Genomic DNA, 26,048 nt, shown 5'->3' with positions numbered 1-26,048 from the left:
ACTTGTGACGCAGGATCGGAGCAGCCGTGCGATCCTGTGGTCGGTACGAAAACCGGTCGGTTACCCAGACTCGCCCACATGGGCTACGAATGGAATCGAACAAGCGCGCCGTGGAGCGCGCAACCATTCTCGACGTGTTCATCTGCCGGTCATGTCCGCCGAGAACGCAGGGACGAGATCGATGATCGAGGGGGTCGCGCAGTGCAGATCGTGATGGCCGTCAGCGGCACCAGGGGTGATGTCCAGCCCGCCGTGGTGCTCGGAGCGGAACTCGCCCTGCGCGGTCACGAAGTGGTGATGGCCGTCCCTCCCAACCTCGTCTCCTTCGCACGCGGAGCGGGTCTCGAGACCGTCCCGTTCGGGTACGACACCCGTGAACACATGAACTCGGACCTGGTCCGTCACGGCGTCTCGCAGGGGTCCGTGGCCGACCGCGCACGGGCGGTCGCCCGATTGTGGAACTTCGGGTGGGATCAGATCGTGCGGGAGCTGACCGACGTGATGGACTCCGTTCGGCCCGACGTCCTCCTGACCGGTATCACTACCGAGCAGATCGCGTTGCCGCTCGCGCAGCGGTTCGGCGCCGGGCTGGTCGCGGTGCATCACGCACCGGTGCGGTCGAACTCGCGGTACTCGCCGATTCCCGGTGCGGAATCCCTGCCGCGCGTCGTGACACCCCTCGCGTGGTCCGTCGTCGACACAGCGCTGTGGGCGGCAACGTGCCATCGGGAGAACGTGCTGCGCCGCGGACTCGGCCTCGGAACCGTGTCGACACCTCTGCCGCGTCGGATGGCGGAGTACGGGGCGATAGAGATCCAGGCCTACGACCCCGCGTTCTGCCCGGACCTGCAGCGTGACTGGGCGCAGACGAGGCCCTTCGCAGGATTCCTGGACATGCCGTCCGCGCTCCGAGCGACCGCCGACCCCGGCACCATGACGGCGGAACTCGAGACCTGGCTCGCTGCCGGTCCGCCGCCCGTGTACGTGGGGTTCGGGTCGATGCCCGTGAAAGATCCCGCAGCGATGGTCGCGGCCGTCCGACAGGCATGCGATCGCTCGGGAGTCCGGGCGCTCGTCAGCGTCGGATGGAACGACGCGGGCGACTTCTCCGACGACGCGGGCTCGACGGACGACGGGGGACACCTCCTGGTCGGCGGCTCGCTGGACCACGAGGCGGTGTTCCCACGGTGCCGAGCGGTAATCCATCACGGCGGCGCCGGGAGTACGGCCGCCGGCATCCGCGCCGGCAAGCCCACCGTCGTGTGCTCGGTGGCCTCGGATCAACCGTTCTGGGGGCGTCGCATCGTCGAACAGTCGTGCGGCGCCACTCTTCCCGCGTCGTCCGTCACGGCCGACACGATGGATCGTGCTCTGCGCGTAGCTCTCTCGCCGGACGCACAGGAAGCAGCACGCGCCCTGTCGGACGCCATGATTCCGCCGGAGGTCGCCGCGGCGCGCGCTGCGGACCTCGTGGAGTCGGCGACCCGCCGTACCGAGGCGCAGTCCGGAGCCTCGACATGACCAGACTCCAGGACCAGGACTTCACCTACTGGTTCCTGTCCGAGGCCTTCGGGTGGGACGTCGTGCTCCAACTCGTGTGGACGTGGCCGCAGGGGTTGCCGGAGAACGACGTCCACGCTGTCGTCTCCGCGTTGTCCGCCGGCCCACTCCATCGGAGGATCGTCCGGTCACGGGTACCACTGGCCAGGCCGAGGTGGGAACGCTCGCCCGTTACTCCCGCTGCACGGGTCGACGAGCCGATCGACGACGACGCCGTCGAGGTGTGGGCACGTCGGGAACTCGAGACGGTGGACCTCGATGCCGAGGAGGGACGGTGCTGGGCAGTCCGGTCGGTGCGCACTCGATCCGGCGGCACGGCCCTGTCACTGACCTGTCTGCATCTGGTGGCGGACGGTCGATCCATGACGGCCGTGGCAGTGTCGGCGGGAGTGTCGATCACCGGACGCGAGAGCTCGCCGCCGCAGGCCCGCCGGTTGCCGCTCGTGGTCGACGACGTCGTCGACGCCGTGGGCCAGATCGTCGGTGCGGCCGGGGGTGTCGGCCGCGCGGTGGTCGCCGCACTGCGCCCCGGTGAGAGCCGTCCGACCGACGACCGTCTCACCGAAGATACTGCGACACCGCCGATCACGCGCACACCCGCGCATGTCAGGGCGCCTCGCGCAGAACCCGCCTGGGCCACCGTCACGGTCGACCTGGACTCGTGGGATGCGGCAGCGCACCGGCACGGTGGAACTCGGAACTCGTTGTTCGTGGCGGTCGTCGCAGGCGCGCTCTACTCCACCGGCTATGCCGACGACGGGCTGCCGGTGAAAGTCGGCATACCCATGAGCCTGCGCCGAGACACCGGCGACGATCGCGCGAACGCGACCGGCGGTGTGTCGATCGTGTTGACCGAGCGGCCTGTCGCGGGCGGAGACCTCACGCACATCCGTGGACTGTGCCGCGACGCGTTCGCCGCGTTGTCCGCCGGTCGTCGACCCGCCATGATCCACCTGCAGCCGCTGCTGCAGATCCTGCCGCTGTCGGTGGTCACCGCACTGGTGATGTCGGGGGAGAACGGCATGCCGGACGTGGTCGCATCGAACCTCGGACGTGCCGACGGACTCCTCGACATCGGCTCGGTGCCGGCGTCGAAGGTCGCGTTCCGGGGCACGGCCCAACACGTCGATCCGGACGGGACCCGGCGCTTCGGAGAAGGAGTTCAATCGTGGTACCTGGAATCGGACGGCCGGGCCACCTTCGCGGTGGCGGGATTCGACGAATCGCGTGTCGGCTCGGCTCGGGCCCTCACAGTCGCGTTGTCCGGAGAGCTGACGGATTGGGGTGTGCAGCATGAGTTCTGGTGATCTCGTCGCGGATCGGGTCGCCGGCGCCGACGAGTCCTACGCGCTGGCGGAGCGGTTGTTCGGGTGGACTGCCCCGATCCAGTACATGTGGATCTTTCCCGCGGACCCCGGAGCCGACGTCGTGGCGACGCTCGTCGATGCGCTCGCGGCGGGGTCGTTCGATCGGAAGGTGAAGGCTGCGTCCGTTCCGCTCGCTCACGACCGCTGGGTACGAGCCCGCCGGCCCGCTCCGTTGCGCATCGAACCGGGCACCATCGACGACGCCGCTGTGGGCGACTGGATGGATGAGCGCCTCCGGGCGGTCGATCTCGATCCGAGAGCCGGCCGAGGGTTCACCGTCGAGTGCGCGCACACGACGTCGGGTCGCTTCGTGATGGCCCTGCTGGTGTCGCACATGATCGCCGATGGCCAGGCGGTGTACGCGGCACTCGACGCGGCGAGGACTGGTCGCGCGCGGTCCTTGCTTCCCGACGCGGAGGACGTATCGGGATGGAGAGGGGTGCGCGACGACGTGCGTGACGTCGGTGCCCAGGTTCCTGCCGTGCTCACCTCGCTCGCGGTCATCGGGCGAGCCGCTGTACGCGCGGGTGCGTCGGCACTTCGACAGTCGCTGCTCGACCGATCCGCCGCGAAGGAGGTCACTGTTCCGACGTCCTCGCCGACGACCGAGCCGACCGTCTGCCCACGTGATTCCGAGACGACGCTGGCAGTGGTCGACCTCGACCGCGCGCAGTGGGCCCGACGAGCAGCCGACCTCGGCGGAACGCCCAACAGTCTCTTCACCGCGATCCTCGGTGGTCTCCTGCGGTCGACCGGCTACCCGATGGGGCCGGAGGGCACGCGCATCTGCATCGCGGTGAGCAACAGAACCGACGGAGACGAGCGAGCCAACGCGTCGGGCGGCGTGTGGATCCGAGTCCCCGGTCCCATCGGACCCGAGAGGGGTCTCGGCGAGATCCGGGCGTCGAGCAAAGCGGCGTTCGCCGCCAACGCTGCTGCGGACGATTCCGTTCAGCGACACCTGCAGCCGGTGGCCCGACTACTGCCGGACCGCGTGCTGGGGACGATGATGAAATCCGTCCCGGGTCCGGACACGACGGTGAGCAACCTGGGCTCGGCTCCGCAGAGCGCACTGGAACTCGGCGACCAGGTCGCCGAATCCTTCGCCATCCGCGCGATCATGCAGGGTCGCGACGCCGCCGCACGGAGACAGCAAGGACCCGCCATCGCGGCGTGGGCCGTGGAATACGGCGACAAGGTCACCGTCACGGTGTTCGGCATCCACCCGGACTACGCGGGCGATACCGACACGGTCCGCGCACTGGTATCCGCCGAGCTCACCCGATGGTCGCTGGACCACTCGTTCTGGTGAGCGTCGGCGGAACCCGTGGCATCAGAGCGGGATGTTGCCGTGCTTCTTCGGGGGCAGGGTGACCATCTTGCGTTCGAGTAGGCGCAGTGCGGTGACGATCTGTCCTCGGGTGTGGCTCGGGGGGATGACGGCGTCGACGTAGCCGCGTTCGGCGGCGACGTACGGGTTGACGAGGGTGTCCTCGTACTCGTTCTGCAGCTCGAGACGCAGCGCGTCGACGTCGTCACCGTTCTTGGCTGCTTCGAGGAGTCGCTTGCGGTAGACGAAGCCGACGGCGCCGGAGGCGCCCATGACGGCGATCTGGGCGGTGGGCCAGGCGAGGTTGAGGTCGGCGCCCATGTGCTTGGACCCCATGACGTCGTAGGCGCCGCCGTAGGCCTTGCGGGTGATGACGGTGATCTTGCCGACGGTGGCCTCGCCGTAGGCGTAGAGCAGTTTGGCGCCGCGGCGGATGATCCCGTTGAACTCCTGGTCGGTGCCGGGCAGGAAGCCGGGGACGTCGACGAGGGTGATGATCGGGATGTTGAAGCAGTCGCAGGTGCGCACGAACCGGGCGGCCTTCTCGGAGGCGTCGATGTCGAGGGTGCCGGCGAACGCGGTGGGCTGATTGGCGACGATGCCGACGCTGCGCCCGTCGACGCGGCCGAACCCGACGATGATGTTGCGGGCCCGCCCTTCCTGCACCTCGAGGAATTCGTCGTCGTCGAGGATGCGGCGGATGACTTCGTGCATGTCGTACGGGGTGTTCGGCGAGTCCGGGATGAGGGTGTCGAGTTCTATGTCCTCGGCGGTGAGGTTGTCGGCGATGGCGCCGTCGATGGGGTCCGAGGGGGCCAGGCGGGGCGGTGTGGCCTGGTTGTTGGAGGGGAGGTAGCCGAGGAGGTCGCGGACGTAGTCGAGGGCGTCCTGTTCGCCGGAGGCGACGTAGTGGGCGACGCCGGACTTCTCCATGTGGGTGTGGGCGCCGCCGAGGTCTTCCATGGTGACGTTCTCGCCGGTGACGGTCTTGATGACGTCGGGTCCGGTGACGAACATCTGGGAGGTCTTGTCGACCATGACGACGAAGTCGGTCAGCGCCGGGGAGTAGACGTGTCCGCCGGCGGCGGGTCCCATGATCAGGGAGATCTGGGGGACGACGCCGGACATGCGGACGTTGCGGTGGAAGATCTCGCCGTAGAGGCCGAGGGAGACGACGCCTTCCTGGATGCGGGCGCCGGCGCCTTCGTTGATGCCGACGAGGGGGCGTCCGGTCTTGAGGGCGAGGTCCATGACCTTGACGATCTTCTCGCCGTAGATTTCGCCGAGGCTGCCGCCGAAGACGGTGGCGTCCTGGGAGAACACGCAGATGTCGCGGCCGTCGACGGTGCCGTAGCCGGTGACGACGCCGTCGCCGAAGGGGCGGTTGTCGGCGAGGCCGAAGTTGACGGAGCGGTGGCGGGCGAGGGCGTCGAGTTCGACGAACGAGCCTTCGTCGAGGAGTGCGGTGATGCGTTCGCGGGCGGTGAGCTTGCCCTTGGCGTGGACTTTCTCCACGGCTGCCTCGCCCATCGGCTTCTCGGCCTGGGCCTGGCGTGCGGCGAGCTCGGCCAGCTTGCCGGCAGTGGTGTGGATGTCGGGAGCGGCAGCCCCCGTCTCTTCCCGAGCCACTGATTCCTGCGCGGACGCATCCTGAACACTCGTCATAGACCAGCACTGTATCGACGTCGTCCCCCGGAATGCGGGAGGGGTCGCCTCGGCTCGTCGCGTCCCGCTCGTGAGACTTCGCGGCGGGTGGCCGTGAGAGTGCCTCTCTATGCTCGCCCCATGTGGGAAAACCTGGACAGGCCTCCGCTCGACGCGCGCGCCATCAGCCGCGCACTCGTCGACGGTCCGCGCGGGTCGTGGTCGCGAGTCGACGTCGTCGGGCGCACCGGGTCCACCAATGCGGACCTGCTGGCAGCGGCAGCCACCGCGGCCGACCGCACGGCGTTGATCGCCGACGTCCAGGACCACGGCCGGGGCCGTCACTCGAGGTCCTTCACCGCGCCCGCGGGTTCGCAGGTCATCGTGTCGGCACTGCTGAAGCTGCCCGGGATTGCCCCCGAGTCCGTGGGATGGTTGCCCCTGCTCACCGGAATCGTGGTCGTGGACGTCGTTCGATCCGTCTCCGAGGTGGATGCGGTTCTGAAGTGGCCCAACGACGTCCTGATCCGCGAGGACGACACCTCGGTTGCGGCCTCCGGGGACACCCGGCGTCGCGGGGGCAAGGTCGCCGGCATCCTGGTGGAGGTCGCGTCGACCCACCCTGTCGTGACGGCCGTGTCGGGTGTGGGCATCAACGTCAGTCTCACCGAGTCCGAGCTGCCGGTGCCCACGGCGACGTCCTTGCAGCTCGCGGGCGCCACCGTGATCGACCGCAGCACGCTGGTGCGTGCGTTCCTGCGGGCCATGGGGTCGGCCATGGACGAGTGGCGGGACACGGGGTGGGACACCGCACCACTTGCCGATCTGTACCGGACCCGGTGCGATACCCTCGGCCGCCGCGTACGGGTGAGCATGCCCGGCGACGTCGAGTTGCTCGGACGTGCCACGGACATCGATCGGCACGGCCGCATCGTCGTGGTGCCGGAGTCGGGTGATTCCACGCCTGTCGCCGTATCGGCGGGCGACGTGACCCACCTCCGGGCCGTCGACGACCCGGCCTGACACGGACGACAACGCAGGAGGACCGATGGCTTTCCCTCAGGACGCGCTGGGGCACGAGGAAGAACTCGTCCTCCACCGTCACCCGCACTGGAAGATGTTGGTGCTACCGGTGCTGACGTTCCTGGTGGTCACCACGCTGGCGGGCTTCGGCGCCGGCGTGATCGAACGGTCGCTGGAGTCCACCGCTCGGACCGCCGCGCTGCTGGCTCTGCTCGCGCTCTGGGCGGCCGTGATCGTGTGGCGGACACTCACACCGGTGCTGCGGTGGAAATCGACCCACTTCGTCGTCACCGACCGCCGGGTCCTGGTCCGCCAGGGCATCCTGTCCCATTCCGGCATCGACATCCCCGTCCGACGGGTGTCCAACGTCCAGTTCCGGCACGGTCTCGTGGACAGAATGCTCAAGACGGGCACTCTGGTCATCGTCGCCAGTTCCGACGACCCCCTCGAGTTCGACGACATTCCCGACGTCGAGCGGGTGCACTCGTTGCTCTACCACCAGGTCTTCGACGCCCAGAATCACGGCGGGTACGACGACGGAGAGAACTTCGGCCCGGCGCGCACTACGTAGGGTGGTCCGGTGACCGAAGTACTGCTCGCCGAAGACGATGAAGCCATCGCGACACCGCTGTCCCGTGCCCTGGGCCGTGAGGGGTACACGGTGACGGTCGAGCAGACCGGACCCGCTGCTCTCGAACGTGCCCTGCAAGGGTCGTTCGACCTGCTGATCCTCGATCTGGGTCTGCCCGGAATGGACGGCCTCGAAGTGTGCCGTCAGATCCGCGCCACCCGGTCGGACCTGGCCGTTCTCATGCTCACCGCGCGGACCGACGAAGTGGACTTCGTCGTCGGACTCGACGCCGGAGCCGACGACTACGTCAGCAAACCGTTCCGCGTCGCCGAGCTGATGGCGCGTGTCCGCGCACTGCTGCGCCGACGAGGTCCCGCGTCGGAGGACGGGGTGATCGAAGTCGGGGGACTGCGACTCGAACCCGCCGCCCGCCGCGTCCTCCTGGACGGTCACGAGATACCGCTGGCCAACAAGGAGTACGAGCTGCTCAAGATTCTGCTCGACCACGCCGGGCAGGTGGTCTCCCGGGAGACGATCCTGCGCGAGGTGTGGGGCGATGTGGAACTGCGCGGGTCGAAGACCCTCGACATGCACATGTCCTGGCTGCGACGCAAGATCGGCGACGAGGGCACGGTCGCCGAGCGTCGCATCGCCACGGTGCGCGGTGTCGGCTTCCGAATCAACACGGACTGACGGCCGCGCATGAGGCGTCGCATCCTGCAGTCGATCCTCGCGGTCGTCATCCTCACGGGAATGTTGCTCGGGATCCCGCTGACGTACACCGCCTGGTTGTGGGTCGAGGACTTCACCCGCGGGGATCTGCGGACCCGCCTCGAGCGCATGGCGTCGGAAATCATCGACCAGGAGGGTGGCGACGGCCGCGTCGACGGCGGACTGGACACGGCGTCGCTGAGGCTTGTCGTTCCGATGGGTGGCCGCCTCGTCGTCGTGTACCCCACACCGGAGAACCCGGCGTCGCGGATGGACATCGGGGTTCCCTCCGTCGAGGACCCGATCGAGGAGTCGTTGTCGATGGGGACCTCCGGGTCGTTGCTGCTCGAGGTGCCGTCCGCGCAGATGCGGACCGCGCAGAAGCAGGCAGTCGGTGCCGTCGCCCTGGTCGTTCTGGCCTCCATCGCGTCGGGAACCGTCGTCGCCGTCCTGACCGCCCGCAGGCTCGCGAACCCACTTCTGCACGTTGCCGGTCGAGCCGCGCGACTCGCGGAAGGCGACTTCCGGACGGACCCGACGCGATACGGCATTGCCGAACTCGATCGCGTCTCCGACGTTCTCGACTCGGCGTCGGTGGAGATCGTGGGTCGGCTGCAGCGTGAGCACTCGTTGGTCGCGGACGTTTCCCATCAGTTGCGTAGTCGGTTGACGGCCGTACGGCTGAGGCTCGACGAACTGTCCGAACACCCCGATCCGGAAGTGGTGACCGAGGCCAACGAGGCGATGGCGCAGGTGGATCGGTTGACTACCGCGATCGACGACCTGGTGCGCTCGTCCCGGAGTGACGGCGCCGCCGATGCGTCGACCGTGCGAGTGCGCGGTGAACTCGAGCCGGTGATCGACGATTGGCGACGCCCGTTCGCCGAGGCCCACCGGGACCTCGTGCTCAGCGGAGATTCCGCGGTGACGGCGATGGTGACCGGTTCACGTCTGCGGGAAGCGGTCTCGGTTCTGGTGCACAACGCTCTCGATCACGGCGACGGACGGTGCGTCGTCTCGGTGCGGCTCGTGGGGGAGGGCAGGGCCGCCTCGAGGGACGGAGCGCGTCCGTCCGTGTGCGTCGAAGTCGCCGACGAAGGGTCGGGCGTCAGCGACACACTGGCACCGCACATCTTCGATCGCGGATTCTCCGGGGCCGGGTCCACCGGCGTCGGCCTCGCGCTCGCCCGCGCCCTGGTCGAAGCGGACGGCGGGCGACTCGAACTTCAACGACGACGTCCGGCTCTGTTCGCTGTCTTCCTCCCCGCGGCGCGGAGCGCGCAGGTTGTCACGTCCGGCGTGGCCGAGCCGCGCTAGAAGCAGCGTCTCCGCGTCAGCTGTGGCCGAGGAACTGGGTCTGCTCGTCGTCCGGGTCGACGGTGTCAGGATCCTCGTCCGGGGGATCGAGCGGGTTGGCGATGATGCCGCGCCCGTTCTCGTCCGGAAATGCGAACCGGCGCAGGGCCCAGAACCGGAAGACCATCTGCAGCAGATTGCCGATGACGTAGTTCAGCACGAAGTCGATGATGATGAGCGCGGTCAGGCTGGCCTGACCCTCGCGGACGTCGAAGACATTGTTCGCGATCCAGAGCGGCGCTGCCGCGAGGATGACGCCGATACCGCTGATGGTGAAGAACAGCAGGGCTTCGTGGTGGCGTTCGCGCCCGCCGCGGTTCTTGAACGACCACTCACGGTTGAGGATGTAGCTCAGGATCGTGGCCATGACGCCGGAGAAGATCTTCGCGACCACGGGCTTCGACTCGAGGACGGTCAGGCTCAGCGAGTAGAAGATGACGAGGTCGAACACCATCGTGGTCGCACCGACGATGGCGAACTTGATCAGCTCCGAATGGCGGAGAGCCATGTTCCGGAAAGGCTGCGGGATACCGGCAACCACACGGTCGATCAGAGGCACGGTCAGTCACTTTACGAAGAGCAGTGCACAAACACTAATCGGACTCGTGACACCATGTACGCCGTGACAGCAGAGGATTCCCCAAATTCGGACATCACCGTGCAACCGCCGCGCGAGGACCCCCCACGGGACCGCACGACGAGAATGCCGGTGGTCTCGATGATCGGTGGAGGTCAGCTGGCGCGCATGACGCATCAGGCCGCTATCGAACTCGGCCAGACCTTGCGCGTGCTGTCCGCCGGCCCCGATGAGCCCGCGGCGCGGGTCAGCGCCGACGTCGTGATCGGTGAGCACACGGATCTCGCGGCGCTGCGCGCCGTCGCAGCGGGTGCCGATGCGCTGACCTTCGATCACGAGCACGTTCCGACGGAACACCTCGACGTCCTCGTCTCCGAGGGGGTCAACGTCCAACCGCCGCCCGACGCGTTGATCTTCGCTCAGGACAAGTTGCGCATGCGCACACGACTGCGTGAGCTCGGCTTGCCCGTTCCCGACTTCGCCGAGGTGACGTCGGTCGAGGATGTCGTGGAGTTCGGCACCGCGCAGAACTGGCGCATCGTGATCAAGGCCATCCGGGGCGGGTACGACGGCCGCGGTGTCTGGATGCCCGACACGGTGCAGGACGCCGCGGCTGTGGTCTCCGAGCAGCTCGCAGCCGGGGTTCCGCTGATGGTGGAGCAACGCGTGGAGATGGCACGGGAACTGTCCGCGATGGTCGCGCGATCCCCGTTCGGGCAGGGCGCCACATGGCCGGTGGTCGAGACCGTGCAGCGGTCCGGACAGTGCGCCGTCGTGATCGCGCCCGCTCCGGGCCTGTCCGACGACCTGGCGGCCGAGGCCGAACACATCGCCTTGACGGTCGCCTCACAGCTGGGCGTCGTGGGCGTCATGGCGGTGGAGATGTTCGAGAAGGTCGACGGCACGCTGTCGATCAACGAACTGGCGATGCGGCCTCACAACTCCGGCCACTGGACCCAGGACGGCGCGCGGACGTCGCAGTTCGAGCAGCACCTCAGGGCGGTGTTGGACTACCCGTTGGGCGACTGCGCGCCCCTGGCGCCGGTGACCGTCATGGCCAACGTGCTGGGCGCGCCGGAGCAGCCGACGTCGTCGATGGACGAGCGCGTGCACCATCTCTTCGCTCGTATGCCCGACGCCAAGGTTCACCTCTACGACAAGGGTGAGCGCAAGGACCGCAAGATCGGTCACGTGAATATCGTCGGCCCGATCACCGGGTCGGCGAGCAGTGCCGAGCACGTGGCGGAGGTGCGCGAACGCGCCGAACGCGCAGCGCACTGGCTGTCGCACGGTATCTGGACCGACGGATGGGATCCGCATCATGGCTGAGAGCACTGCCGTTCGCGTCGGCATCATCATGGGCAGCGACTCCGACTGGCCGGTGATGGAGGCGGCCGCCGAAGCCGTCGCCGAGTTCGGGGTTCGATTCGAGGTCGGTGTCGTCTCGGCTCACCGCACCCCGCAGCGCATGCTCGACTACGCGCGGGAGGCGTCGGGGCGGGGCATCCAGGTGATCATCGCCGGCGCCGGCGGGGCCGCACATCTGCCCGGCATGGTGGCATCGGCAACGCCCCTGCCGGTGATCGGTGTCCCGGTTCCGCTGAAGTACCTGGACGGCATGGATTCCCTGCTGTCGATCGTGCAGATGCCGGCCGGTGTCCCGGTGGCCACCGTGTCCATCGGCGGTGCGCGCAACGCGGGCCTTCTCGCCGTACGCATTCTGGGAGCGGCCGATCCCGTTCTGCGCGAACGTATGTCGGAGTTCCAGCGAGGACTCGAGCAGATGGTCCTGGACAAGGACGAGGCGCTGCGTCGCAGTCTGCTCGAATGACTGCGTCCGCGGACTCGGTCCGCCCGCTGCACCGCACGCCCGCTGCCCTGGTCGCGGTTTTCGTCGGCGGTGCCGCGGGAACGGGTGCCCGCTACGCGGGGGAAACGTGGATGCCGCACTCCGGAACGGGATGGCCGTGGGCCACGTTCCTGATCAACCTCGGCGGTGCGTTCGTCCTCGGTCTGCTGCTGGAGGCGTTGGCGCGTTCGGGACCGGACGTCGGGCGGCGTCGGTGGCTGCGCCTGGTGGCGGGTACCGGGTTCTGTGGCGCCTTCACGACCTACAGCACGTTCGCCCTCGAGACGGTCGAGCTCGTCCGGGACGGCGCACCGACGACAGCCCTGACCTACGCCGTCGTCGGAGTCGTGGCGGGACTGATCTGTGCCTGGGCGGGCATCGTGACCGGTGGCGCGCTCGCGCGGCGGTCGCGCTCATGACGCTTGCCGCGGTGCTGCTGGCGGGCGCACTCGGAGCGGTGGTCCGATCCATCGTCGACGGCGAGGTGACGGCCCGGCTGGGTCGGTCTTCTCCCCTCGGGACCCTGTTCGTCAACGTCAGCGGGTCGTTCCTGCTGGGCGTGCTCGCAGGGCTCGTGATGTTCGCAGGTCGGCCCGCCGAGTGGCAGACAATCGCCGGTACCGGGTTCTGCGGCGGGTACACCACGTTCAGCACGGCGAGCGTGCTGACGGTCCGGCTCGTCCAGGAGGGCCGGCACCGGGCGGCTGCGATGAACGCGGGTATCACCGTGATCGCCTCCGTCGTGGCCTGCGCCGGTGGGCTGGCTCTCGTGTGGGCGGCGTCGGGTGGGGGTTCGGTGTGACGTCCTCCGGTCCGCGGGGGTCGGGCCCGCTGCGACGGGTGTCGCGTGGCAGCGTCCAGTCGCTGGTCGTGACCGCCTCGGCGCTCACCTGGGCACGGTTGTGGCGCGCGCAGGTCTCGTACGACGCGTCGTCGAACCTGATCGTGTGCGAGGCGATGCGAGGCGGGTATGCCCGCGGCGGAACGTGTTTCGGCGGGGCTTTCCTGACCGGTCACGCACTCGTCGACCCCCGTCGGCGGCGGGCGATGCTGCGCCACGAGTCCGTGCATGCCGACCAGTGGGCCCGCCACGGGTTCTCGTTCGCGACCCGGTACCTGGTGGAGGAGATGCGTCGGCCGGGCGCTGCCAACCGCTACGAGATCGAGGCCGGGCTGGGCGACGGCGGCTATCTCACCCGGCGACGGTCGTGACCTTCTCCGTGGCGACGCGGCGATCCAACGCGGCCGGATCCAGCGCCGTCACCTGAACCAACGAGGCACCCGCGGCGAGCACCGCCAACAGCCCGTCGATCAGGCCCTCGGGGTCGTCCCAGGTGCCCGTCGCCAACACGCGGTCCTCGGCAGTGAGTCCCCGGGCGCCTGCCCGGCCATGTGCATCCGCGAGGACGTCCTCGACGGAACGCCCGTGCAGCGCAGGACCCGAACCCGCCGGAACGAACTGGTCACCGTGCACACGGACGGACGTCGCGTAGTCGGTGACACCGAGAGGCAGGCCGTCGATCGGCCGACCGAAGGGATCGAGGGACAGCGCAGCGACCTCGCGCGCGTCGGCAGCGTCCACCCCGGAGGCGGTCACCAGCGCGACCGCCGCGTCGGGATCGGATCCCAGGACGACGTCGGCGCCGGCCCACCATGCTCCCAGCAGCACCGATGCGGTCTGCCAGTGTGCGGGTAGGGCGACGCTGACAACGTCGCCGGGCGAGACGCCCAGTTCGTCGCGGAGAAGGTTCGCGGTCTTGGCCGCCCAGTTCGCCAGGGTGACGGCCGACAGTTCGATGCGTTCCCCGGTCGAGTCGTCGTAGTACGTGATGCGAGGACCGGCAGCGTCGGCTGCGAGGATCGGCGCGAGCAGGTGATCGGTGAGGGTCGCACCGCGGCCCGGGGACGGCATCTGAGACATGCCGTCGACTGTAGTGACTCGGTCAGTTCACGCACTGAGGGCCGGCGGCACCGGCGTCGATCGGATTCGCCGCCGCGGGTGCCGGAGTGGCCGTGTCCCCGGCCGGGGACACACCCGGCAGGGCGGACGGCTCACCGGAACTCGACGGCGTGTATCCGGACGCCAGCACCACCCGGACCGTGCCGGCAGGAAGGGAGTCGTCCGTCGCCGTGGTGTCGGCACCCACTCGTGCCGCGACGGCCGTCGCGGCGTCACCGTCGGACGACCCGGCGTACACCGTCGTCTCCGTCACACTGTCGCCCTCGTTGTTGCCGACCTGTCCGGCGACGAATCCCTCGGAGCTCAGCGTGTCCGACACCGACGACGCCAAGCCGTCGACACCGCTGTCGTTCGCCACGTCGACCGTCACGGACGAGGCATCGATGTCCGGGATGCTCGGCGTGGTCGTGGTGCTCTCGGGCGGAGCCGCGTCGCCGATCAAGCCTCGCACCCACGCCTGCACCTCGACCGGGTTCACCGCGACGATGGACTCGCCGTAGTCGGTGACACCGTTGATGTCCGCGACGGGGATCGTGTCGAACGTCACCGCGCCGCCGGCAACGTCCTGCAGCTTGGTGGCGAAGTCCAGGACATCCCAGTCGTCGTCGATGGTGACCGACCGCTGTACGGCAGACCCGAGTTGTCCCAGAGTGCCGGGGTTGCTCAGCGTCCTGGCACTCAACACCTTGCGGACCAGCGACGCCATGAACACCTGCTGGCGGACGATCCTGTCCAGATCGCCGCGCGGAAGATCGTGCCGTTGGCGGACGAAGCTCAACGCGTCGGCGCCGGACAACGTCTGCTGACCGGCCGCGAACCGAGCACCGGACAGGGGTTCGTCCACCGGAGCGTTCAGGCAGACGTCGACTCCGCCCACCGCGTCGGTCAGCAGCACGAATCCCAGCAGGCCCACCTCCGCGTAGTGGTCGACGGTGACCCCGGTCAGGCCGGCGACCGAGTCGATGAGCGCCTTCCGCCCGGCCAGCGTCGACTCGCTGTCGGCTTCCGCGTCGGGAACGCCGCTCTCCACCAGTTCGAGACGCTTCTCTTCCTTGGTGGCGCCGTACGCCGCGTTGATCTTGCTGTCGCCGATACCCGGCACCGCGACGTAGGAGTCGCGTGGAATCGAGATGGCGGACGCCGAGGAGCCGTCGTTCGGCACTCGGATCAGGATGATCGTGTCGGTGTTGTTCGCCACCTCGTCGCCGGCCCTCAGCGAGTCCAGTTCCCCCTGCGACAGAGCGTTCCCGTGTGCGTCCGTGCGGCTGTCCGTGCCGACGAGCAGGATGTCGACGGCTCCGTCGGCGCCGTTGCCCAGACCCAGATTCGACACCGTCGCCAGATTGCTGCGTAGCGAGTCGATGCTCTGCCAGGCGACGCCCGTCACCAGCAGCGCGCCCGCCGAGAACAACGCCACGGCGATGCGACCGGCACGCGACGAGCCGGCCGCAGCGGCTCCCGACCTCGGCGGCTTCGTCGGTCGATGACTGGTGGGACCGCGCTCGTGGCGTCGCCCGCGGTCGCTGCGGGGTTCCGACGTCCTGCGGGGATCCGAGGTTCTGCGGGGATCGGAGGACCTGCGGGGATCGGCATTCCTGCGGGAATCGGATGCGCTGCGGGGTCGTCGCTCGGCACCGCGAGATGTCCGGGAGCTGTACGGATCGCGCGGTGTCCCGGGGCCCGTCACAGAATCCGTCACGCTTCACAGGCTAACGGCAGCATCGCCGTGCCCGGCGCAAGCGGACACGGCGTGCCACACTCGATCGCTGTGAGTAGAGACGCAGAGTCGGGCACCCGAATCGTGATCACGGGGGCCGGGGGACAGCTGGGCCGGCAGATCCTTGCCCGCGCCGACGTGGTCGGTCGTGCGGGCGCCGAGGTCCGGGGATACGGCTCGGCCGAGCTCGACATCACCGACCCCTCGTCGATCGCGGCGGCCGTGACACCGGGAAGTGTCGTCGTCAACTGCGCCGCACACACGGCGGTGGATGCTGCCGAATCCGAGGAGGACCGGGCAGCTCTGCTCAACGAGATCGGCCCGCGACTGCTGGCCGAACGCTGTGCGGAGGTCGGAGCCCGACTCCTCCACGTGTCCACCGACTACGTCTTCGCCGGCGCGGCCTCCACTCCGTACGAACCGACCGATGCCACCGGGCCCACGACGGCCTACGGCCGCACCAAACTGGCGGGGGAGCGCGCCGTACTCGCCGCGCTGCCCACCGCGACCGTCGTCCGGACGGCGTGGGTCTACACCGGCACGGGATCCGACTTCGTCGCGACGATGCTCCGCCTCGAGCGTGAGCACGACACGCTCGACGTCGTCGACGACCAGGTGGGATCGCCCACCTACTCGGCCGACCTCGCGGACGCGCTCCTCGAGGCCGCGGGACGATCGGATCTCCCCCCGATCCTGCACGCGACCAATGCGGGAACTGCGTCGTGGTTCGACCTCGCACGTGCGGCATTCACCGGTGTGGGAGCAGATTCCGGGAGAATCCGTCCCTGCGGCAGCGACCGGTATGTCCGGCCCGCGCGCAGGCCCGCGTACTCGGTGTTGTCCACCGCGGCGTGGAGAGATGCGGGCCTCACCCCGCTGCGCCCGTGGCGTGACGCTTTGTCCGCCGCGCTCGAGGCTCGGTCACTCGCCCAGTAGGGTGACCGGCGTGAGTGCGCCCCTGGCCGTCGTGACGGTGACCTATTCGCCCGGTGAGCATCTGCAGACGTTCCTCGAGTCCCTGACCGCGGCGACGACGCGGCCGGTGACGGTGATCCTCGCCGACAACGGTTCCACCGACGGCACGCCCGAGGCCGCTGCGGCGGCGTATGACAACGTCACGTTGTTCCGCACCGGTGAGAACATCGGCTACGGCGGCGCCGCCAATCGTGCTGTCGCGGAGATCGATCCGTCGATCGAGTTCGTCATGGTGGTCAATCCCGACGTGTCGTTCTCGCCGGGGTCGATCGACGCGCTCCTCGACGCTGCGGAGCGCTGGCCCCGCGCAGGGTCGCTGGGTCCGCTGATCCTCGAACCGGACGGCTCGCGGTATCCGTCGGCCCGACGCGTTCCCGATCTGACGTCCGGGTCACTGCACGCCGTGCTCGGCGGCGTCTGGCCCGCCAATCCCTGGACGCAGCGCTACAGGCAGGACACCGAGGAAGTCAGCGAGCGTTCCGTCGGATGGCTGTCGGGGTCGTGCCTGCTGCTCCGGCGCGCTGCGTACGACTCGGTGAACGGGTTCGACTCGCGGTACTTCATGTACATGGAGGACGTCGACCTCGGCGATCGGCTGGGCAAGGCCGGATGGCAGAACGTATACGTGCCCAGTGCCGTCGTGACGCACGCGAAGGGTCACGCAGCGGGGCGCCATCCCGAGTCGATGTTGCCCGCACACCACGAGAGCGCGTACCGCTTCCAAGCAGACCGCCACCCCCGGAAGTGGCAAGCTCCACTCCGATGGACACTCCGTGCGGGTCTTGCGGTGCGTTCGAAGGTGGTCGTGGCGGCTGCATTGCGCACTCGCGACGACGCCTGAGCGTTTCTCCGCCGTCGCCACCCCGGTGTCGGTCCAAGATGTGTCGGTCGAAGATCCACGTTCGTGTCAACAGGGAAGGCCATACGAGATGACCGGTTCGGCGACAGATGCCGTTGTCCTGGTGGGAGGAAAGGGCACGCGACTGCGGCCGTTGACTCTCTCCGCACCCAAGCCCATGCTGCCCACCGCAGGTCTGCCGTTCCTGACGCACCTGTTGGCGCGTATCAAGTCGGCGGGAATCGATCACGTCGTGCTCGGGACGTCGTTCAAGGCCGAGGTCTTCGAGGAGTATTTCGGAGACGGGAGCGGGCTCGGCCTCGAGCTGGAGTACGTGTTCGAGGAAGAGCCGATGGGAACCGGCGGCGGTATCCGGAACGTCCTTCCGCGTCTGCGCGCCGACAACGTGATGGTCTTCAACGGAGACGTCCTGGGCGGCACGGATCTTCGCGGCGTGCTGGACACCCATCGCACGACCGAGGCCGACGTGACCCTGCACCTCGTCCGGGTCGGTGACCCGCGCGCGTTCGGTTGCGTCCCCACGGACGAGAACGGACGCGTCACCGCGTTCCTGGAGAAGACCCAGGATCCGCCCACCGATCAGATCAATGCCGGCTGCTACGTCTTCACGCGCGAGATCATCGAGGGCATTCCGTCCGACCGGCCCGTCTCGGTCGAGAGGGAAGTCTTCCCCGCACTTCTCGCCGACGACAAGCGCGTGTTCGGACACGTCGACGCGGCCTACTGGCGCGACATGGGTACGCCCGAGGACTTCGTCAAGGGATCCGCCGACCTCGTCCGCGGCATCGCGCCGTCGCCTGCGCTCGACGGCCCCCGAGGTGAGTCGTTGGTGCATCCGGGCGCAGGAGTGGCGCCCGGCGCACTGTTGATCGGCGGGACTGTGGTCGGCCGCGGCGCCGAGGTGGGTGCCGGGGCACGTCTGGACGGCGCCGTGCTGTTCGACGGTGCCCGCGTGGAAGCCGGGGCCGTCGTCGAACGGTCGATTCTCGGCTTCGGCGCTCGTATCGGACCACGGGCACTGGTGCGCGACGCCGTCATCGGCGACGGCGCTAACATCGGCGCCCGCTGCGAACTGCTGCGTGGTGCACGGGTGTGGCCGGGAGTCACCCTTCCCGACGGCGGCGTCCGCTTCTCGACCGACGTCTAGCGGCGTCGTTCGGCGCGAGTGATCATCTCGCGCAACACCTCTCGCTCGGCGCCTTCCTCCCCGTCAGGGAGGTCGTCGACGGGCCACCAGCGGAGATCGTTCGATTCCGCGCTGCGCACGATGTGAGCGTCGTTCGCAGCGCGGACCACGAACCGCAAGTCGAGATGACGGGTGGGTACACCCAGCGAACACGTGATCGGGTGCGTGTGGATGGACAGCAACTCGGGTTCGAGAATCAGGTCCTCGACGCCGCTCTCTTCCCGCGCTTCCCGCAACGCGGCGTCCCGCACGGTCGCGTCCTCGGGTTCGCAGTGGCCGCCCAGCTGCAGCCAACGACCGACCCGCGGGTGCAGTGTCAGGAGCACGTGGCACCCGTCCCGATCGAGAACCAGAGCCGACGCCGTGATGTGACCGGCCACGTTCTCCCGAAGGCACCCCTTCGGCGCGCTGTCGAGGAACGCGAGCATGGTGTGCCGCATGGTGTCGTCGTGGGGATCGTCGGTGTCCCACGTGCGGAGGATGTCCACGGCGGACCCGTGCAGGGTCCCGGGCGCGCTCGTTCGCTCGGTCACAGCACCACGAGCGCGGCGCCGGGTGTGGTGGAGGGGCGCGGAGCCGGCGCCGTCCGAGGATGGCCGACGGCGATCGCACCGGCCGGCTGCCACTCGTCGGGCAGTTCCAGCTGCGTCCGCACGACATCCGCGGCGAAGATCGTGGAACCGACCCAGCAACTTCCGAGGCCGCGGGCGGCGAGCGAGACCAGCAGGGCCTGGACCGATGCCCCGGCCGCGACCGTGAACATCGTCGCCTCCGCAGCGCTGCGCTCGGCATCCGGATAGTCGTGCGCGTCCTCGAGGACGACGAACGCGAGAAGTAGTTCCGGGGCATCGCGCAGAAGATCGCCCCGGGCCAGCCGAGCCGCGACGGACTCCGCACTCTTCCCGTCCCGCTCGAGATCCTCGCGCCACCGTGCCGCCATCGCGTCGAGAAGTGCCGTGCGCACCGAGGGCGTTCGCACCGCGACGTACCGCATCGGGTGTGAGTGGTGGGGTGCGGGCGCGCTGAGCGCATCGGTCACGGCCGCATCGACGGTCACGGGATCCACCGGTGCGGAATCGAAGTCGCGAACGGAGCGTCGAGCGGACACCGCGCCGATCGCGCCGCGACGCCACGCCTCCTCGGTACCGAGCCAGAACAGATCGTCCTCGCCGGGGCGGACCAGGTCACGTGCCGACGACCCGTCGTCGACCATGTCGAGTCCTCGGACCACGGCGACGGGAACGGAGCCGAGCTTCCCCTTGACCAGGTCACCGGCAGAGGCGAGTTCGTCGGCGAGAGCGACCTCGGTCACCAGCAGATCGTTGCCCTGGCTGTCGCGGCCGCCGGCGTACTTGTGCAGCACGGGCAGGCCGGCGGATCCGATGGCGTTGTCGGTCTGCCCGTTGCGCCAGGCTCGACCCATGGTGTCCGTGACGACGACGGCGACGCGGACACCGAGGGTGCGCAGGACCCCGTCGCGCAGAGCGCGCGCCGATGCGTCCGGGTCCTCGGGCAGTAGCGCGAGTTCGGAGGTGGCCACGTTGGACCCGTCGATGCCGGAGGCCGCTTGCACGATGCCGAGCTTGTTCTCCGTGATGAGCGTGCGCCCACGCTGTGCCAGGACACGGACGGCCTCCTGCTCGACCAACGTGCGCCTGAGGGCATCTCGTTCCTCGGCGTCCACCGGTGCGGACACGAGGCGTCCCTCGACCTTGGACAGGATCTTGCTGGTGACCACGAGGACGTCGCCGTCCACCAGCCACGGAGCCGCCGTGGTCAGGGCCGCGACGAGATCGTCGCCGGGGCGGAACTCGGGCAGCCCCGGGACGGGAACGATCTCGAGGGAACCGCCGGGTGCGTGATCGCCGGGTGTCGTCACAGAACACCCGCGGCGTCGAGTGCGGCCTCGACCATCTTCGCCGTCACGGACGGTTCCGTCATCAGCAGCGGCACCGCGCGGACGTCGACGCCGGGGACGTCGGCAGTGTCGGTCTCGTGGATCAACCAGGCGTCCAGGATGCCGGCCGCCGACCGTGCGCCGTAGTGCCGACCGATCGCTTCCGCGGTCGTCTCGACACCGATGACGCTGAGGCATTCGTCGGCCATTCCTCGGAGAGGTTTGCCGTCGATGACGGGGGAGAGGCCGACCACCTTGGCGGAGGTCGTGCGCAACGCCGAGCGGATTCCCGGCACGGCCAGAACGGCTCCGATGCTGACCACAGGGTTGGACGGCGCGAGAATCACGACGTCGGCCGTCTCGATGGCTTCGAGCACGCCCTCTGCCGGAGTCGCCTTGTCGGCGCCGACGTACGCGAAACTGTGAGTGGTCACAGCGGCTCGGTGACGGACCCACCATTCCTGGAAATGGACTGCCTTGTCGGTGCCGTCCTCCGGATCGGTGATGACGACGTGTGTCTCACTGCGATCGTCGGTGACCGGGATGAGGCGGACACCCGGCGACCACCGGTCGCATAGTGCTTCGACCACGGCCGACAACGGGTACCCGGTGCGGAGCATGCGAGTACGGATGAGGTGGGTCGCGATGTCGCGGTCGCCCAGTCCGAACCAGTCGGGCTGAGCTCCGTACGCGGCGAGTTCCTCCTTGACACTCCAGGTCTCGTTGCGACGACCCCACCCGCGGTCGGTATCGATGCCGTCGCCGAGGGTGTACATGCAGGTGTCGAGATCCGGTGTGATGCGAAGGCCGTGCATCCACACGTCGTCTCCGACGTTGACCACCGCCGTCACGTCGCCGTCGTCGCCGAGAAATGCCCGTACGCCCTGGAGGAATCGTGCGCCGCCGACGCCGCCCACCACCACAGTCACCTTCATGGTTCTCGAGCCTAGGCTGTGGCGACCGCCGGGGATTTCGCCGGGCGTGGCCTCGCCGGGCCCGGCACGGTGCATCCGACGCGAAACACCGTACGCACGTCGCCTTCCGGGAGAACGGGGAATCGGATGGTATTGCAGAAAGTCCCGTCCGCTTGACCGCGACACACCGCGGCGTGTCTAATCACAGTCATGTCATTACCGGTTCGGACGGCGGAATCGCTTGCAGCGAACCATCGTTCGAACACGTGTTCCCATGGTGACGGCGGGGTCCTCGATCCTCGTTCCGTCCGGGTGTCACGGCGACTCGCTCTTCGATCCGGCTTCACGGTCGATCATCGACACAAATGACCGACAACAACTGCGCTCGAACAGGTGAGGAGGCGGAAGTGATGCCTGAACAACACCAGGACTTCGGTCGTGAGGATTCCGTCGTCGACCGTCTCGAGGTCCACGACCCCGAGAATGCCGACGCCGACTACGAGACCATCGAGCCGATCGAGGGTCCCGACCGCGAGGTCGACCCTCCGCTCACCAGCCTCGGGATGCCCGCTCCCGCACAGCATCTCAGCCTGGTGCTCGACGATGCGGACTCCCTCGAGGAGCAGTGGCAGGAACGCGCACTGTGCGCTCAGACGGATCCGGAGGCGTTCTTCCCCGAGAAGGGCGGCTCCACCCGCGAGGCCAAGCGGATCTGCCTCGGCTGCGAGGTCAAGGACGACTGCCTCGACTACGCACTGGCCCACGACGAGCGCTTCGGCATCTGGGGCGGCCTGTCCGAGCGCGAGCGTCGGCGCCTCAAGCGCGGCATCATCTGAGCCGCTCGCTCAGCTTTCCTCGGGGTCGGGATCCACGACCTCGGGGGTGACGCCGAGGTAGGTCGCTACCTGCTCCACGAGCACGTCGTGTACCAGATCCGTCAGCTCCAGCGACGTATGTGCCCGTCGCTCCAACGGGCGCCGGAACAGAACGATTCTCGCCCGTGTCGTCGCCCCCCGCGTGTCCACTCCCGCGGGGACGAGTCGCGACAGCGGCACCGGTCCTTCGGCCACGACCTCCGGCGGCCAGTTCACCGATTCCGGGTCGACGGCTCGGATCTTCGGCACGTCGTCGACAGCGATGTCGAGTTTCACCAGGCGGTCGTGCCACTTCCGATCGATCTCGGCGAACGCATCGAGTACAGCGGCGTCGAACTTCTCCGCACGCGACTTGCGGGCAGGGACCGACTCGGGGAGAAGGGTTCCGCGCATGCCCCGTCCGCGTCGTGCCGCGGACCGCGACGTCGACGGGCGGCTGGGCCTACCGTTGCGGGACGAGGCTGATCCGGTGGACGTCACGGCGATCATGGTACGGCCGGGCGTGACGGAAGCATCAGTGGCGTGTCGGCGCAACCGACCGATCGCCGGGCGCTAAGGTTCGGTGTGTGAGAGCTGTGCGGGGATGCTGCCGACCGGGATGTAACAGACCGGCCGTTGCGACGTTGACGTACGTCTACTCCGATTCCACGGCCGTCGTCGGCCCCCTCGCCACAGTGGAGGAACCCCACTCGTGGGACCTGTGCGAGGTACACGGAGTGTCCACCACTGCCCCCAAGGGGTGGGAAATGGTGCGCTACGAAGGTGGATTCTCTCCCTCGAGTCCCGACGACGACGATCTGACGGCTCTCGCCGAAGCTGTTCGAGAAGCCGGTTCACGACGGCGTCCGGCCACGCTGCCGACGCGACGCGGAGCGGTTGCCGACTCCGCGCCCGGTTCCGACCTCCCCTCTGCACCGACTGCACGTACCGGTCGCCGAGGGCACCTGCGCGTTCTGCCCGATCCGCAGAACTGACTCTCGCGACGGGTACGGACGACACCTCGCGAGAGAGCCTGTGGCACTAGGCTCCAACGAGGCGACGACAGTTCTGCCGTCGTCCAATCCGTCCGGTACGTCCGAAGTTGCAGGAGTGTGTAGTGGCCAGACCAGCTGACCTGGTTCACAGCGTCATCAAGGCGTACGACGTCCGTGGTGTCGTCGGTGAACAGATCGACGAGGCGTTCGTCTCCGATGTCGGCGCTGCATTCGCGCGACTGATCCGTGAGGAAGGGGTGTCCGGGCGCGTCGTCGTCGGACACGACATGCGTGACTCGTCGCCGACGCTGTCGGCCGCATTCGCTCAGGGTGTCTGCGCACAGGGTCTCGACGTCGTCCTCATCGGTCTGGCCTCCACGGACCAGCTGTACTACGCATCGGGAATCATGGACTGCCCCGGCGCTATGTTCACGGCGAGCCACAACCCCGCGAAGTACAACGGGATCAAGTTCTGCCGCGCCGGCGCGAAGCCGGTCGGACAGGATTCCGGTCTGGCGACCATCTCCGAGGGCGTGGTGCACGGTGTGCCGTCCTACGACGGTGACATCGGATCGGTCACCGAGCAGGACGTCCTCGAGGATTACGCGACCTTCGTGCGCGAACTCGTCGACATCTCCGGAATCCGCTCACTGTCGGTGGCCGTCGATGCGGGCAACGGCATGGGCGGGCACACCGTTCCGGCGGTGTTGACACCGACGCCCGTCACGGTGCATCCCCTCTTCTTCGAGCTGGACGGCACGTTCCCCAACCACGAGGCCAATCCGCTCGAGCCGGCCAACCTCGTCGATCTACAGAAGTTCGTGCGGGAGACCGGCGCCGACATCGGACTCGCCTTCGACGGCGACGCCGACCGATGCTTCGTGGTGGACGAGCGCGGCGAGCCCGTGTCGCCGTCGGCGATCACGGCACTGGTGGCCGAGCGGGAACTCGCGAAGCACCCGGAATCGACGATCATCCACAACCTGATCACCTCACGCTCGGTCCCCGAGCTCGTCGAGCGACTCGGCGGCACCGCGGTGCGGACACGCGTCGGACATTCGTTCATCAAGGCGCTCATGGCCGAGACGGGTGCGGTCTTCGGTGGAGAGCACTCCGCTCACTACTACTTCCGCGACTTCTGGGGTGCCGACTCGGGCATGCTGGCCGCCCTCCACGTCCTCGCCGCGCTGGGTACGCAGGATCGGCCGCTGTCGGAACTGATGAGCAAGTACGAGGTGTATTCGGCGTCGGGAGAGATCAATTCGACCGTCGCGGACGCAGCGGGGCGGACTGCGGCCGTCGTCGAGGCGTTCGCCGACCGCACGGTCGCGGTGGACGAGCTCGACGGTGTGACGATCGATCTGGGAGACGCAGCGTGGTTCAGCCTGCGCTCGTCGAACACGGAACCCCTTCTGCGCCTCAATGTGGAAGCGCGCACCGACGAGGACGTCGACCGTCTGACCACGGAGATCCTGAGCATCGTCCGCGCGTGATGCGGATCGACTGTCATAGTGGTGGGACGGTTCTCGAGAGGCAGGTGAGGTGTCCATGACTGCACCGTCGGTACACGTCGATCTCGACGACGCTGATGCGGTACTGGCCGCCGATTCGCTCGGCGCGCTCCATTCGGCCGCGCTGGCCGGCGCTCAGATCCGCGCCACCGCGGCAGCGGTCGCCGAGGGCGCGCTCGTCCGTCTCGACGGATTGAGGCCACGCAGTGTGGTTCTCGTGGCGGCATCCGGTCCGGCACGCCGCGCGGCGGCCTTGATCATGACGGCCGTCGCCCCCACGGCGGGAGTGCCGGTCGTGCGGGTTCCGGTGACGCCCCCGTGGGTCGGGCCTCTCGACGTGGTCGTCGTCGCGGGTGACGACGCCGGTGACCCGTCCCTGGCAGTCTCCATCGGCGCCGGTGTCCGTCGGCGCGCCGAGGTCGTCGTCGCGGCGCCCGACGAGGGACCGGTCGCCGATGCCGGCGCCGGCCGCGTGATCTCGGTGCCCCCACGGGTGCGGGTGCTCGACCGGAACACCTTCCCTCGCTACGTCGCCGTGATGGCGGCAGTCCTGGCGGCGGTCGATCCGGCGTCGTCGATCGGTGACCTCGATGCTGTCGCCGACGCGGTCGACGCCGAGACGATGCGTCATCACGCATCGGTCGAGGTGTTCCAGAACCCGGCCAAGGGACTGGCGTCGCGAATGGCGGGGCGACGTGTACTGCTGACCGGCGACGACGTCGTCGCAGCCGACGTCGCGCGGCACGGGGCAGCTGTTCTGCTCCGGGTGGCAGGTGTGGTGGCCGCAGCGTCCGAGCTCTCGGACGCGGTCGGGGTGGTCCACGATCTCGGGCGAGTGGGCGGTGACGCGCCGACGGAACGCTCCGCGGAGTACGACCCGCTCTTCCACGACGACCAGCTGGACGGGCCACGTCCGGCCGACCCGGTCCGAATCTTCGCCGTGTCCACCGACGCCGACGACAGCTCCGTCAGACGCCGCGTCGCGGTGCTCGGCGAAGTCGACGTGGTGCGGGCCGACGACGTGGGCGCGCGCGTCGACGACGAGATGTCCGGCGATCGGCGACCGGCGGCGACCGAACCGTCGACGCCGGTAGGAACCGTATTGCGGCGCGCACTGGTCCTCGCGGTACGTATCGAGGCGGCTGCGGCATATCTGCAGCTCTCCGGCGGTAACTGATGGGTGGACGATCGA

General features: G+C 68.6%; 27 protein-coding genes. 19 read left to right on the top strand and 8 right to left on the bottom strand.

Annotation, left to right across the window (positions count from 1 at the left end):
* The first annotated feature begins 201 nt into the window (after positions 1 to 201).
* Genes AC0IX4_RS17260 through AC0IX4_RS17250 form a run of 3 tightly spaced genes read left to right on the top strand, consistent with a single transcriptional unit; the run spans position 202 to position 4,239 of the window.
* Positions 202 to 1,521, top strand: a complete 1,320-nt coding sequence (locus AC0IX4_RS17260; RefSeq protein WP_471830100.1) for a glycosyltransferase — start codon at positions 202 to 204, stop codon at positions 1,519 to 1,521.
* A complete protein-coding gene (locus AC0IX4_RS17255) occupies positions 1,518 to 2,867 on the top strand; it encodes a hypothetical protein (RefSeq protein ID WP_471830098.1) in 1,350 nt (449 codons plus the stop codon). The genes AC0IX4_RS17260 and AC0IX4_RS17255 overlap by 4 nt, the downstream gene beginning before the upstream one ends.
* The gene (locus AC0IX4_RS17250; protein WP_471830097.1) at positions 2,854 to 4,239 is read left to right on the top strand and encodes a hypothetical protein; all 1,386 of its coding nucleotides are present in this window, start codon (positions 2,854 to 2,856) and stop codon (positions 4,237 to 4,239) included. The genes AC0IX4_RS17255 and AC0IX4_RS17250 overlap by 14 nt, the downstream gene beginning before the upstream one ends.
* A 21-nt stretch (positions 4,240 to 4,260) precedes the next feature.
* On the opposite strand, the gene AC0IX4_RS17245 is transcribed toward AC0IX4_RS17250, so the two are convergent.
* The gene (locus AC0IX4_RS17245; RefSeq protein WP_471830096.1) at positions 4,261 to 5,922 is read right to left on the bottom strand and encodes an acyl-CoA carboxylase subunit beta; all 1,662 of its coding nucleotides are present in this window, start codon (positions 5,920 to 5,922) and stop codon (positions 4,261 to 4,263) included.
* A gap of 120 nt (positions 5,923 to 6,042) precedes the next feature.
* Here AC0IX4_RS17245 and AC0IX4_RS17240 point away from each other — a divergent pair, with 120 nt between their 5' ends.
* The 4 genes from AC0IX4_RS17240 to AC0IX4_RS17225 are packed head-to-tail and all read left to right on the top strand — an operon-like array spanning position 6,043 to position 9,523.
* The gene (locus AC0IX4_RS17240) at positions 6,043 to 6,924 is read left to right on the top strand and encodes a biotin--[acetyl-CoA-carboxylase] ligase (protein WP_471830094.1); all 882 of its coding nucleotides are present in this window, start codon (positions 6,043 to 6,045) and stop codon (positions 6,922 to 6,924) included.
* Positions 6,925 to 6,949: 25 nt separating this feature from the next.
* Positions 6,950 to 7,495: a PH domain-containing protein gene (locus AC0IX4_RS17235; RefSeq protein ID WP_471830092.1), complete on the top strand. Its 546-nt coding sequence runs from the start codon at positions 6,950 to 6,952 to the stop codon at positions 7,493 to 7,495.
* Positions 7,496 to 7,504: 9 nt separating this feature from the next.
* Positions 7,505 to 8,188, top strand: a complete 684-nt coding sequence (locus AC0IX4_RS17230) for a response regulator transcription factor (RefSeq protein WP_042573206.1) — start codon at positions 7,505 to 7,507, stop codon at positions 8,186 to 8,188.
* Between the two features lie 9 nt (positions 8,189 to 8,197).
* Positions 8,198 to 9,523, top strand: a complete 1,326-nt coding sequence (locus AC0IX4_RS17225; protein WP_471830090.1) for a sensor histidine kinase — start codon at positions 8,198 to 8,200, stop codon at positions 9,521 to 9,523.
* 16 nt (positions 9,524 to 9,539) lie between these two features.
* Here AC0IX4_RS17225 and AC0IX4_RS17220 read toward each other — a convergent pair whose 3' ends face one another.
* Entirely contained in the window at positions 9,540 to 10,121 is a 582-nt protein-coding gene (locus tag AC0IX4_RS17220; protein ID WP_042573208.1) for a GtrA family protein, read from the bottom strand.
* A 54-nt stretch (positions 10,122 to 10,175) separates the two neighbouring features.
* Here AC0IX4_RS17220 and AC0IX4_RS17215 point away from each other — a divergent pair, with 54 nt between their 5' ends.
* Genes AC0IX4_RS17215 through AC0IX4_RS17195 form a run of 5 tightly spaced genes read left to right on the top strand, consistent with a single transcriptional unit; the run spans position 10,176 to position 13,200 of the window.
* Positions 10,176 to 11,468, top strand: a complete 1,293-nt coding sequence (locus AC0IX4_RS17215) for a 5-(carboxyamino)imidazole ribonucleotide synthase (protein ID WP_471830087.1) — start codon at positions 10,176 to 10,178, stop codon at positions 11,466 to 11,468.
* Entirely contained in the window at positions 11,461 to 11,970 is a 510-nt protein-coding gene (purE, locus tag AC0IX4_RS17210; protein WP_471830085.1) for a 5-(carboxyamino)imidazole ribonucleotide mutase, read from the top strand. The genes AC0IX4_RS17215 and purE overlap by 8 nt, the downstream gene beginning before the upstream one ends.
* Positions 11,967 to 12,407 carry a fluoride efflux transporter CrcB gene (crcB, locus tag AC0IX4_RS17205; RefSeq protein ID WP_471830083.1) on the top strand — a complete coding sequence of 147 codons (441 nt, stop codon included), beginning with the start codon at positions 11,967 to 11,969 and terminating at the stop codon, positions 12,405 to 12,407. Before purE ends, crcB begins: the two co-directional genes overlap by 4 nt.
* A complete protein-coding gene (locus AC0IX4_RS17200; protein ID WP_471830081.1) occupies positions 12,404 to 12,790 on the top strand; it encodes a fluoride efflux transporter FluC in 387 nt (128 codons plus the stop codon). Before crcB ends, AC0IX4_RS17200 begins: the two co-directional genes overlap by 4 nt.
* Complete coding sequence (locus AC0IX4_RS17195; protein ID WP_471830079.1) at positions 12,787 to 13,200, top strand: hypothetical protein; 414 nt, start codon at positions 12,787 to 12,789, stop codon at positions 13,198 to 13,200. The genes AC0IX4_RS17200 and AC0IX4_RS17195 overlap by 4 nt, the downstream gene beginning before the upstream one ends.
* Here the strand turns inward: AC0IX4_RS17195 and AC0IX4_RS17190 are convergent.
* A complete protein-coding gene (locus tag AC0IX4_RS17190) occupies positions 13,181 to 13,909 on the bottom strand; it encodes a TIGR03089 family protein (protein ID WP_156388223.1) in 729 nt (242 codons plus the stop codon). The two genes, AC0IX4_RS17195 and AC0IX4_RS17190, sit on opposite strands and share 20 nt — an antisense overlap.
* Before the next feature lie 22 nt (positions 13,910 to 13,931).
* Complete coding sequence (locus AC0IX4_RS17185; protein ID WP_042573215.1) at positions 13,932 to 15,365, bottom strand: LCP family protein; 1,434 nt, start codon at positions 15,363 to 15,365, stop codon at positions 13,932 to 13,934.
* Between the two features lie 351 nt (positions 15,366 to 15,716).
* Here AC0IX4_RS17185 and rfbD point away from each other — a divergent pair, with 351 nt between their 5' ends.
* From rfbD to manB, 3 genes are all read left to right on the top strand, one after another.
* Positions 15,717 to 16,601 (top strand): dTDP-4-dehydrorhamnose reductase, encoded by an 885-nt coding sequence (rfbD, locus tag AC0IX4_RS17180; RefSeq protein ID WP_471830077.1) that lies wholly within the window; start codon positions 15,717 to 15,719, stop codon positions 16,599 to 16,601.
* A gap of 10 nt (positions 16,602 to 16,611) precedes the next feature.
* Positions 16,612 to 17,481, top strand: coding sequence for a glycosyltransferase family 2 protein (locus AC0IX4_RS17175; protein WP_471830076.1), 870 nt, complete (start codon positions 16,612 to 16,614; stop codon positions 17,479 to 17,481).
* An 88-nt stretch (positions 17,482 to 17,569) separates the two neighbouring features.
* Positions 17,570 to 18,646, top strand: a complete 1,077-nt coding sequence (manB, locus tag AC0IX4_RS17170; protein ID WP_042573217.1) for a mannose-1-phosphate guanylyltransferase — start codon at positions 17,570 to 17,572, stop codon at positions 18,644 to 18,646.
* On the opposite strand, the gene AC0IX4_RS17165 is transcribed toward manB, so the two are convergent.
* Genes AC0IX4_RS17165 through cofD form a run of 3 tightly spaced genes read right to left on the bottom strand, consistent with a single transcriptional unit; the run spans position 18,643 to position 21,517 of the window.
* Positions 18,643 to 19,218, bottom strand: coding sequence for an NUDIX hydrolase (locus AC0IX4_RS17165; RefSeq protein ID WP_042573218.1), 576 nt, complete (start codon positions 19,216 to 19,218; stop codon positions 18,643 to 18,645). The genes manB and AC0IX4_RS17165 overlap by 4 nt on opposite strands.
* Entirely contained in the window at positions 19,215 to 20,564 is a 1,350-nt protein-coding gene (locus AC0IX4_RS17160) for a coenzyme F420-0:L-glutamate ligase (RefSeq protein ID WP_471830075.1), read from the bottom strand. Before AC0IX4_RS17160 ends, AC0IX4_RS17165 begins: the two co-directional genes overlap by 4 nt.
* Positions 20,561 to 21,517, bottom strand: coding sequence for a 2-phospho-L-lactate transferase (gene cofD, locus AC0IX4_RS17155; RefSeq protein WP_042573220.1), 957 nt, complete (start codon positions 21,515 to 21,517; stop codon positions 20,561 to 20,563). Before cofD ends, AC0IX4_RS17160 begins: the two co-directional genes overlap by 4 nt.
* Before the next feature lie 542 nt (positions 21,518 to 22,059).
* Between cofD and AC0IX4_RS17150 the strand changes: the two genes are divergently transcribed.
* Positions 22,060 to 22,332, top strand: a complete 273-nt coding sequence (locus AC0IX4_RS17150) for a WhiB family transcriptional regulator (RefSeq protein ID WP_056072397.1) — start codon at positions 22,060 to 22,062, stop codon at positions 22,330 to 22,332.
* Positions 22,333 to 22,341: 9 nt separating this feature from the next.
* Here the strand turns inward: AC0IX4_RS17150 and AC0IX4_RS17145 are convergent, their stop codons facing one another.
* Positions 22,342 to 22,764: a metallopeptidase family protein gene (locus tag AC0IX4_RS17145; RefSeq protein WP_231568599.1), complete on the bottom strand. Its 423-nt coding sequence runs from the start codon at positions 22,762 to 22,764 to the stop codon at positions 22,342 to 22,344.
* A 173-nt stretch (positions 22,765 to 22,937) separates the two neighbouring features.
* On the opposite strand from AC0IX4_RS17145, the gene AC0IX4_RS17140 reads away from it, so the two are divergent.
* From AC0IX4_RS17140 to AC0IX4_RS17130, 3 genes are all read left to right on the top strand, one after another.
* Positions 22,938 to 23,345 carry a DUF3499 domain-containing protein gene (locus tag AC0IX4_RS17140; protein ID WP_197074681.1) on the top strand — a complete coding sequence of 136 codons (408 nt, stop codon included), beginning with the start codon at positions 22,938 to 22,940 and terminating at the stop codon, positions 23,343 to 23,345.
* Between the two features lie 122 nt (positions 23,346 to 23,467).
* A complete protein-coding gene (locus tag AC0IX4_RS17135; protein ID WP_471830073.1) occupies positions 23,468 to 24,838 on the top strand; it encodes a phosphomannomutase/phosphoglucomutase in 1,371 nt (456 codons plus the stop codon).
* 55 nt (positions 24,839 to 24,893) lie between these two features.
* Positions 24,894 to 26,033, top strand: coding sequence for a tobH protein (locus AC0IX4_RS17130; RefSeq protein ID WP_471830071.1), 1,140 nt, complete (start codon positions 24,894 to 24,896; stop codon positions 26,031 to 26,033).
* Positions 26,034 to 26,048: the final 15 nt, after the last annotated feature.

The organism is Rhodococcus sp. AC861 (assembly GCF_979256035.1).
The sequence above is the reverse complement of the archived record's forward strand: the minus strand, read 5'-3'. Positions and strand labels throughout refer to the sequence as shown.

Bases quoted from the DNA above. Each gene is read 5' to 3' on its own strand.
- AC0IX4_RS17255 (WP_471830098.1), top strand. From the start codon at position 1,518: ATGACCAGACTCCAGGACCAGGACTTCACCTACTGGTTCCTGTCCGAG.
- AC0IX4_RS17250 (WP_471830097.1), top strand. From the start codon at position 2,854: ATGAGTTCTGGTGATCTCGTCGCGGATCGGGTCGCCGGCGCCGACGAG.
- AC0IX4_RS17245 (WP_471830096.1), bottom strand. From the start codon at position 5,922: ATGACGAGTGTTCAGGATGCGTCCGCGCAGGAATCAGTGGCTCGGGAA.
- AC0IX4_RS17240 (WP_471830094.1), top strand. From the start codon at position 6,043: ATGTGGGAAAACCTGGACAGGCCTCCGCTCGACGCGCGCGCCATCAGC.
- AC0IX4_RS17235 (WP_471830092.1), top strand. From the start codon at position 6,950: ATGGCTTTCCCTCAGGACGCGCTGGGGCACGAGGAAGAACTCGTCCTC.
- AC0IX4_RS17225 (WP_471830090.1), top strand. From the start codon at position 8,198: ATGAGGCGTCGCATCCTGCAGTCGATCCTCGCGGTCGTCATCCTCACG.
- AC0IX4_RS17215 (WP_471830087.1), top strand. From the start codon at position 10,176: ATGTACGCCGTGACAGCAGAGGATTCCCCAAATTCGGACATCACCGTG.
- purE (WP_471830085.1), top strand. From the start codon at position 11,461: ATGGCTGAGAGCACTGCCGTTCGCGTCGGCATCATCATGGGCAGCGAC.
- crcB (WP_471830083.1), top strand. From the start codon at position 11,967: ATGACTGCGTCCGCGGACTCGGTCCGCCCGCTGCACCGCACGCCCGCT.
- AC0IX4_RS17200 (WP_471830081.1), top strand. From the start codon at position 12,404: ATGACGCTTGCCGCGGTGCTGCTGGCGGGCGCACTCGGAGCGGTGGTC.
- AC0IX4_RS17190 (WP_156388223.1), bottom strand. From the start codon at position 13,909: ATGTCTCAGATGCCGTCCCCGGGCCGCGGTGCGACCCTCACCGATCAC.
- manB (WP_042573217.1), top strand. From the start codon at position 17,570: ATGACCGGTTCGGCGACAGATGCCGTTGTCCTGGTGGGAGGAAAGGGC.
- cofD (WP_042573220.1), bottom strand. From the start codon at position 21,517: ATGAAGGTGACTGTGGTGGTGGGCGGCGTCGGCGGCGCACGATTCCTC.
- AC0IX4_RS17150 (WP_056072397.1), top strand. From the start codon at position 22,060: ATGCCCGCTCCCGCACAGCATCTCAGCCTGGTGCTCGACGATGCGGAC.
- AC0IX4_RS17145 (WP_231568599.1), bottom strand. From the start codon at position 22,764: ATGCGCGGAACCCTTCTCCCCGAGTCGGTCCCTGCCCGCAAGTCGCGT.
- AC0IX4_RS17130 (WP_471830071.1), top strand. From the start codon at position 24,894: ATGACTGCACCGTCGGTACACGTCGATCTCGACGACGCTGATGCGGTA.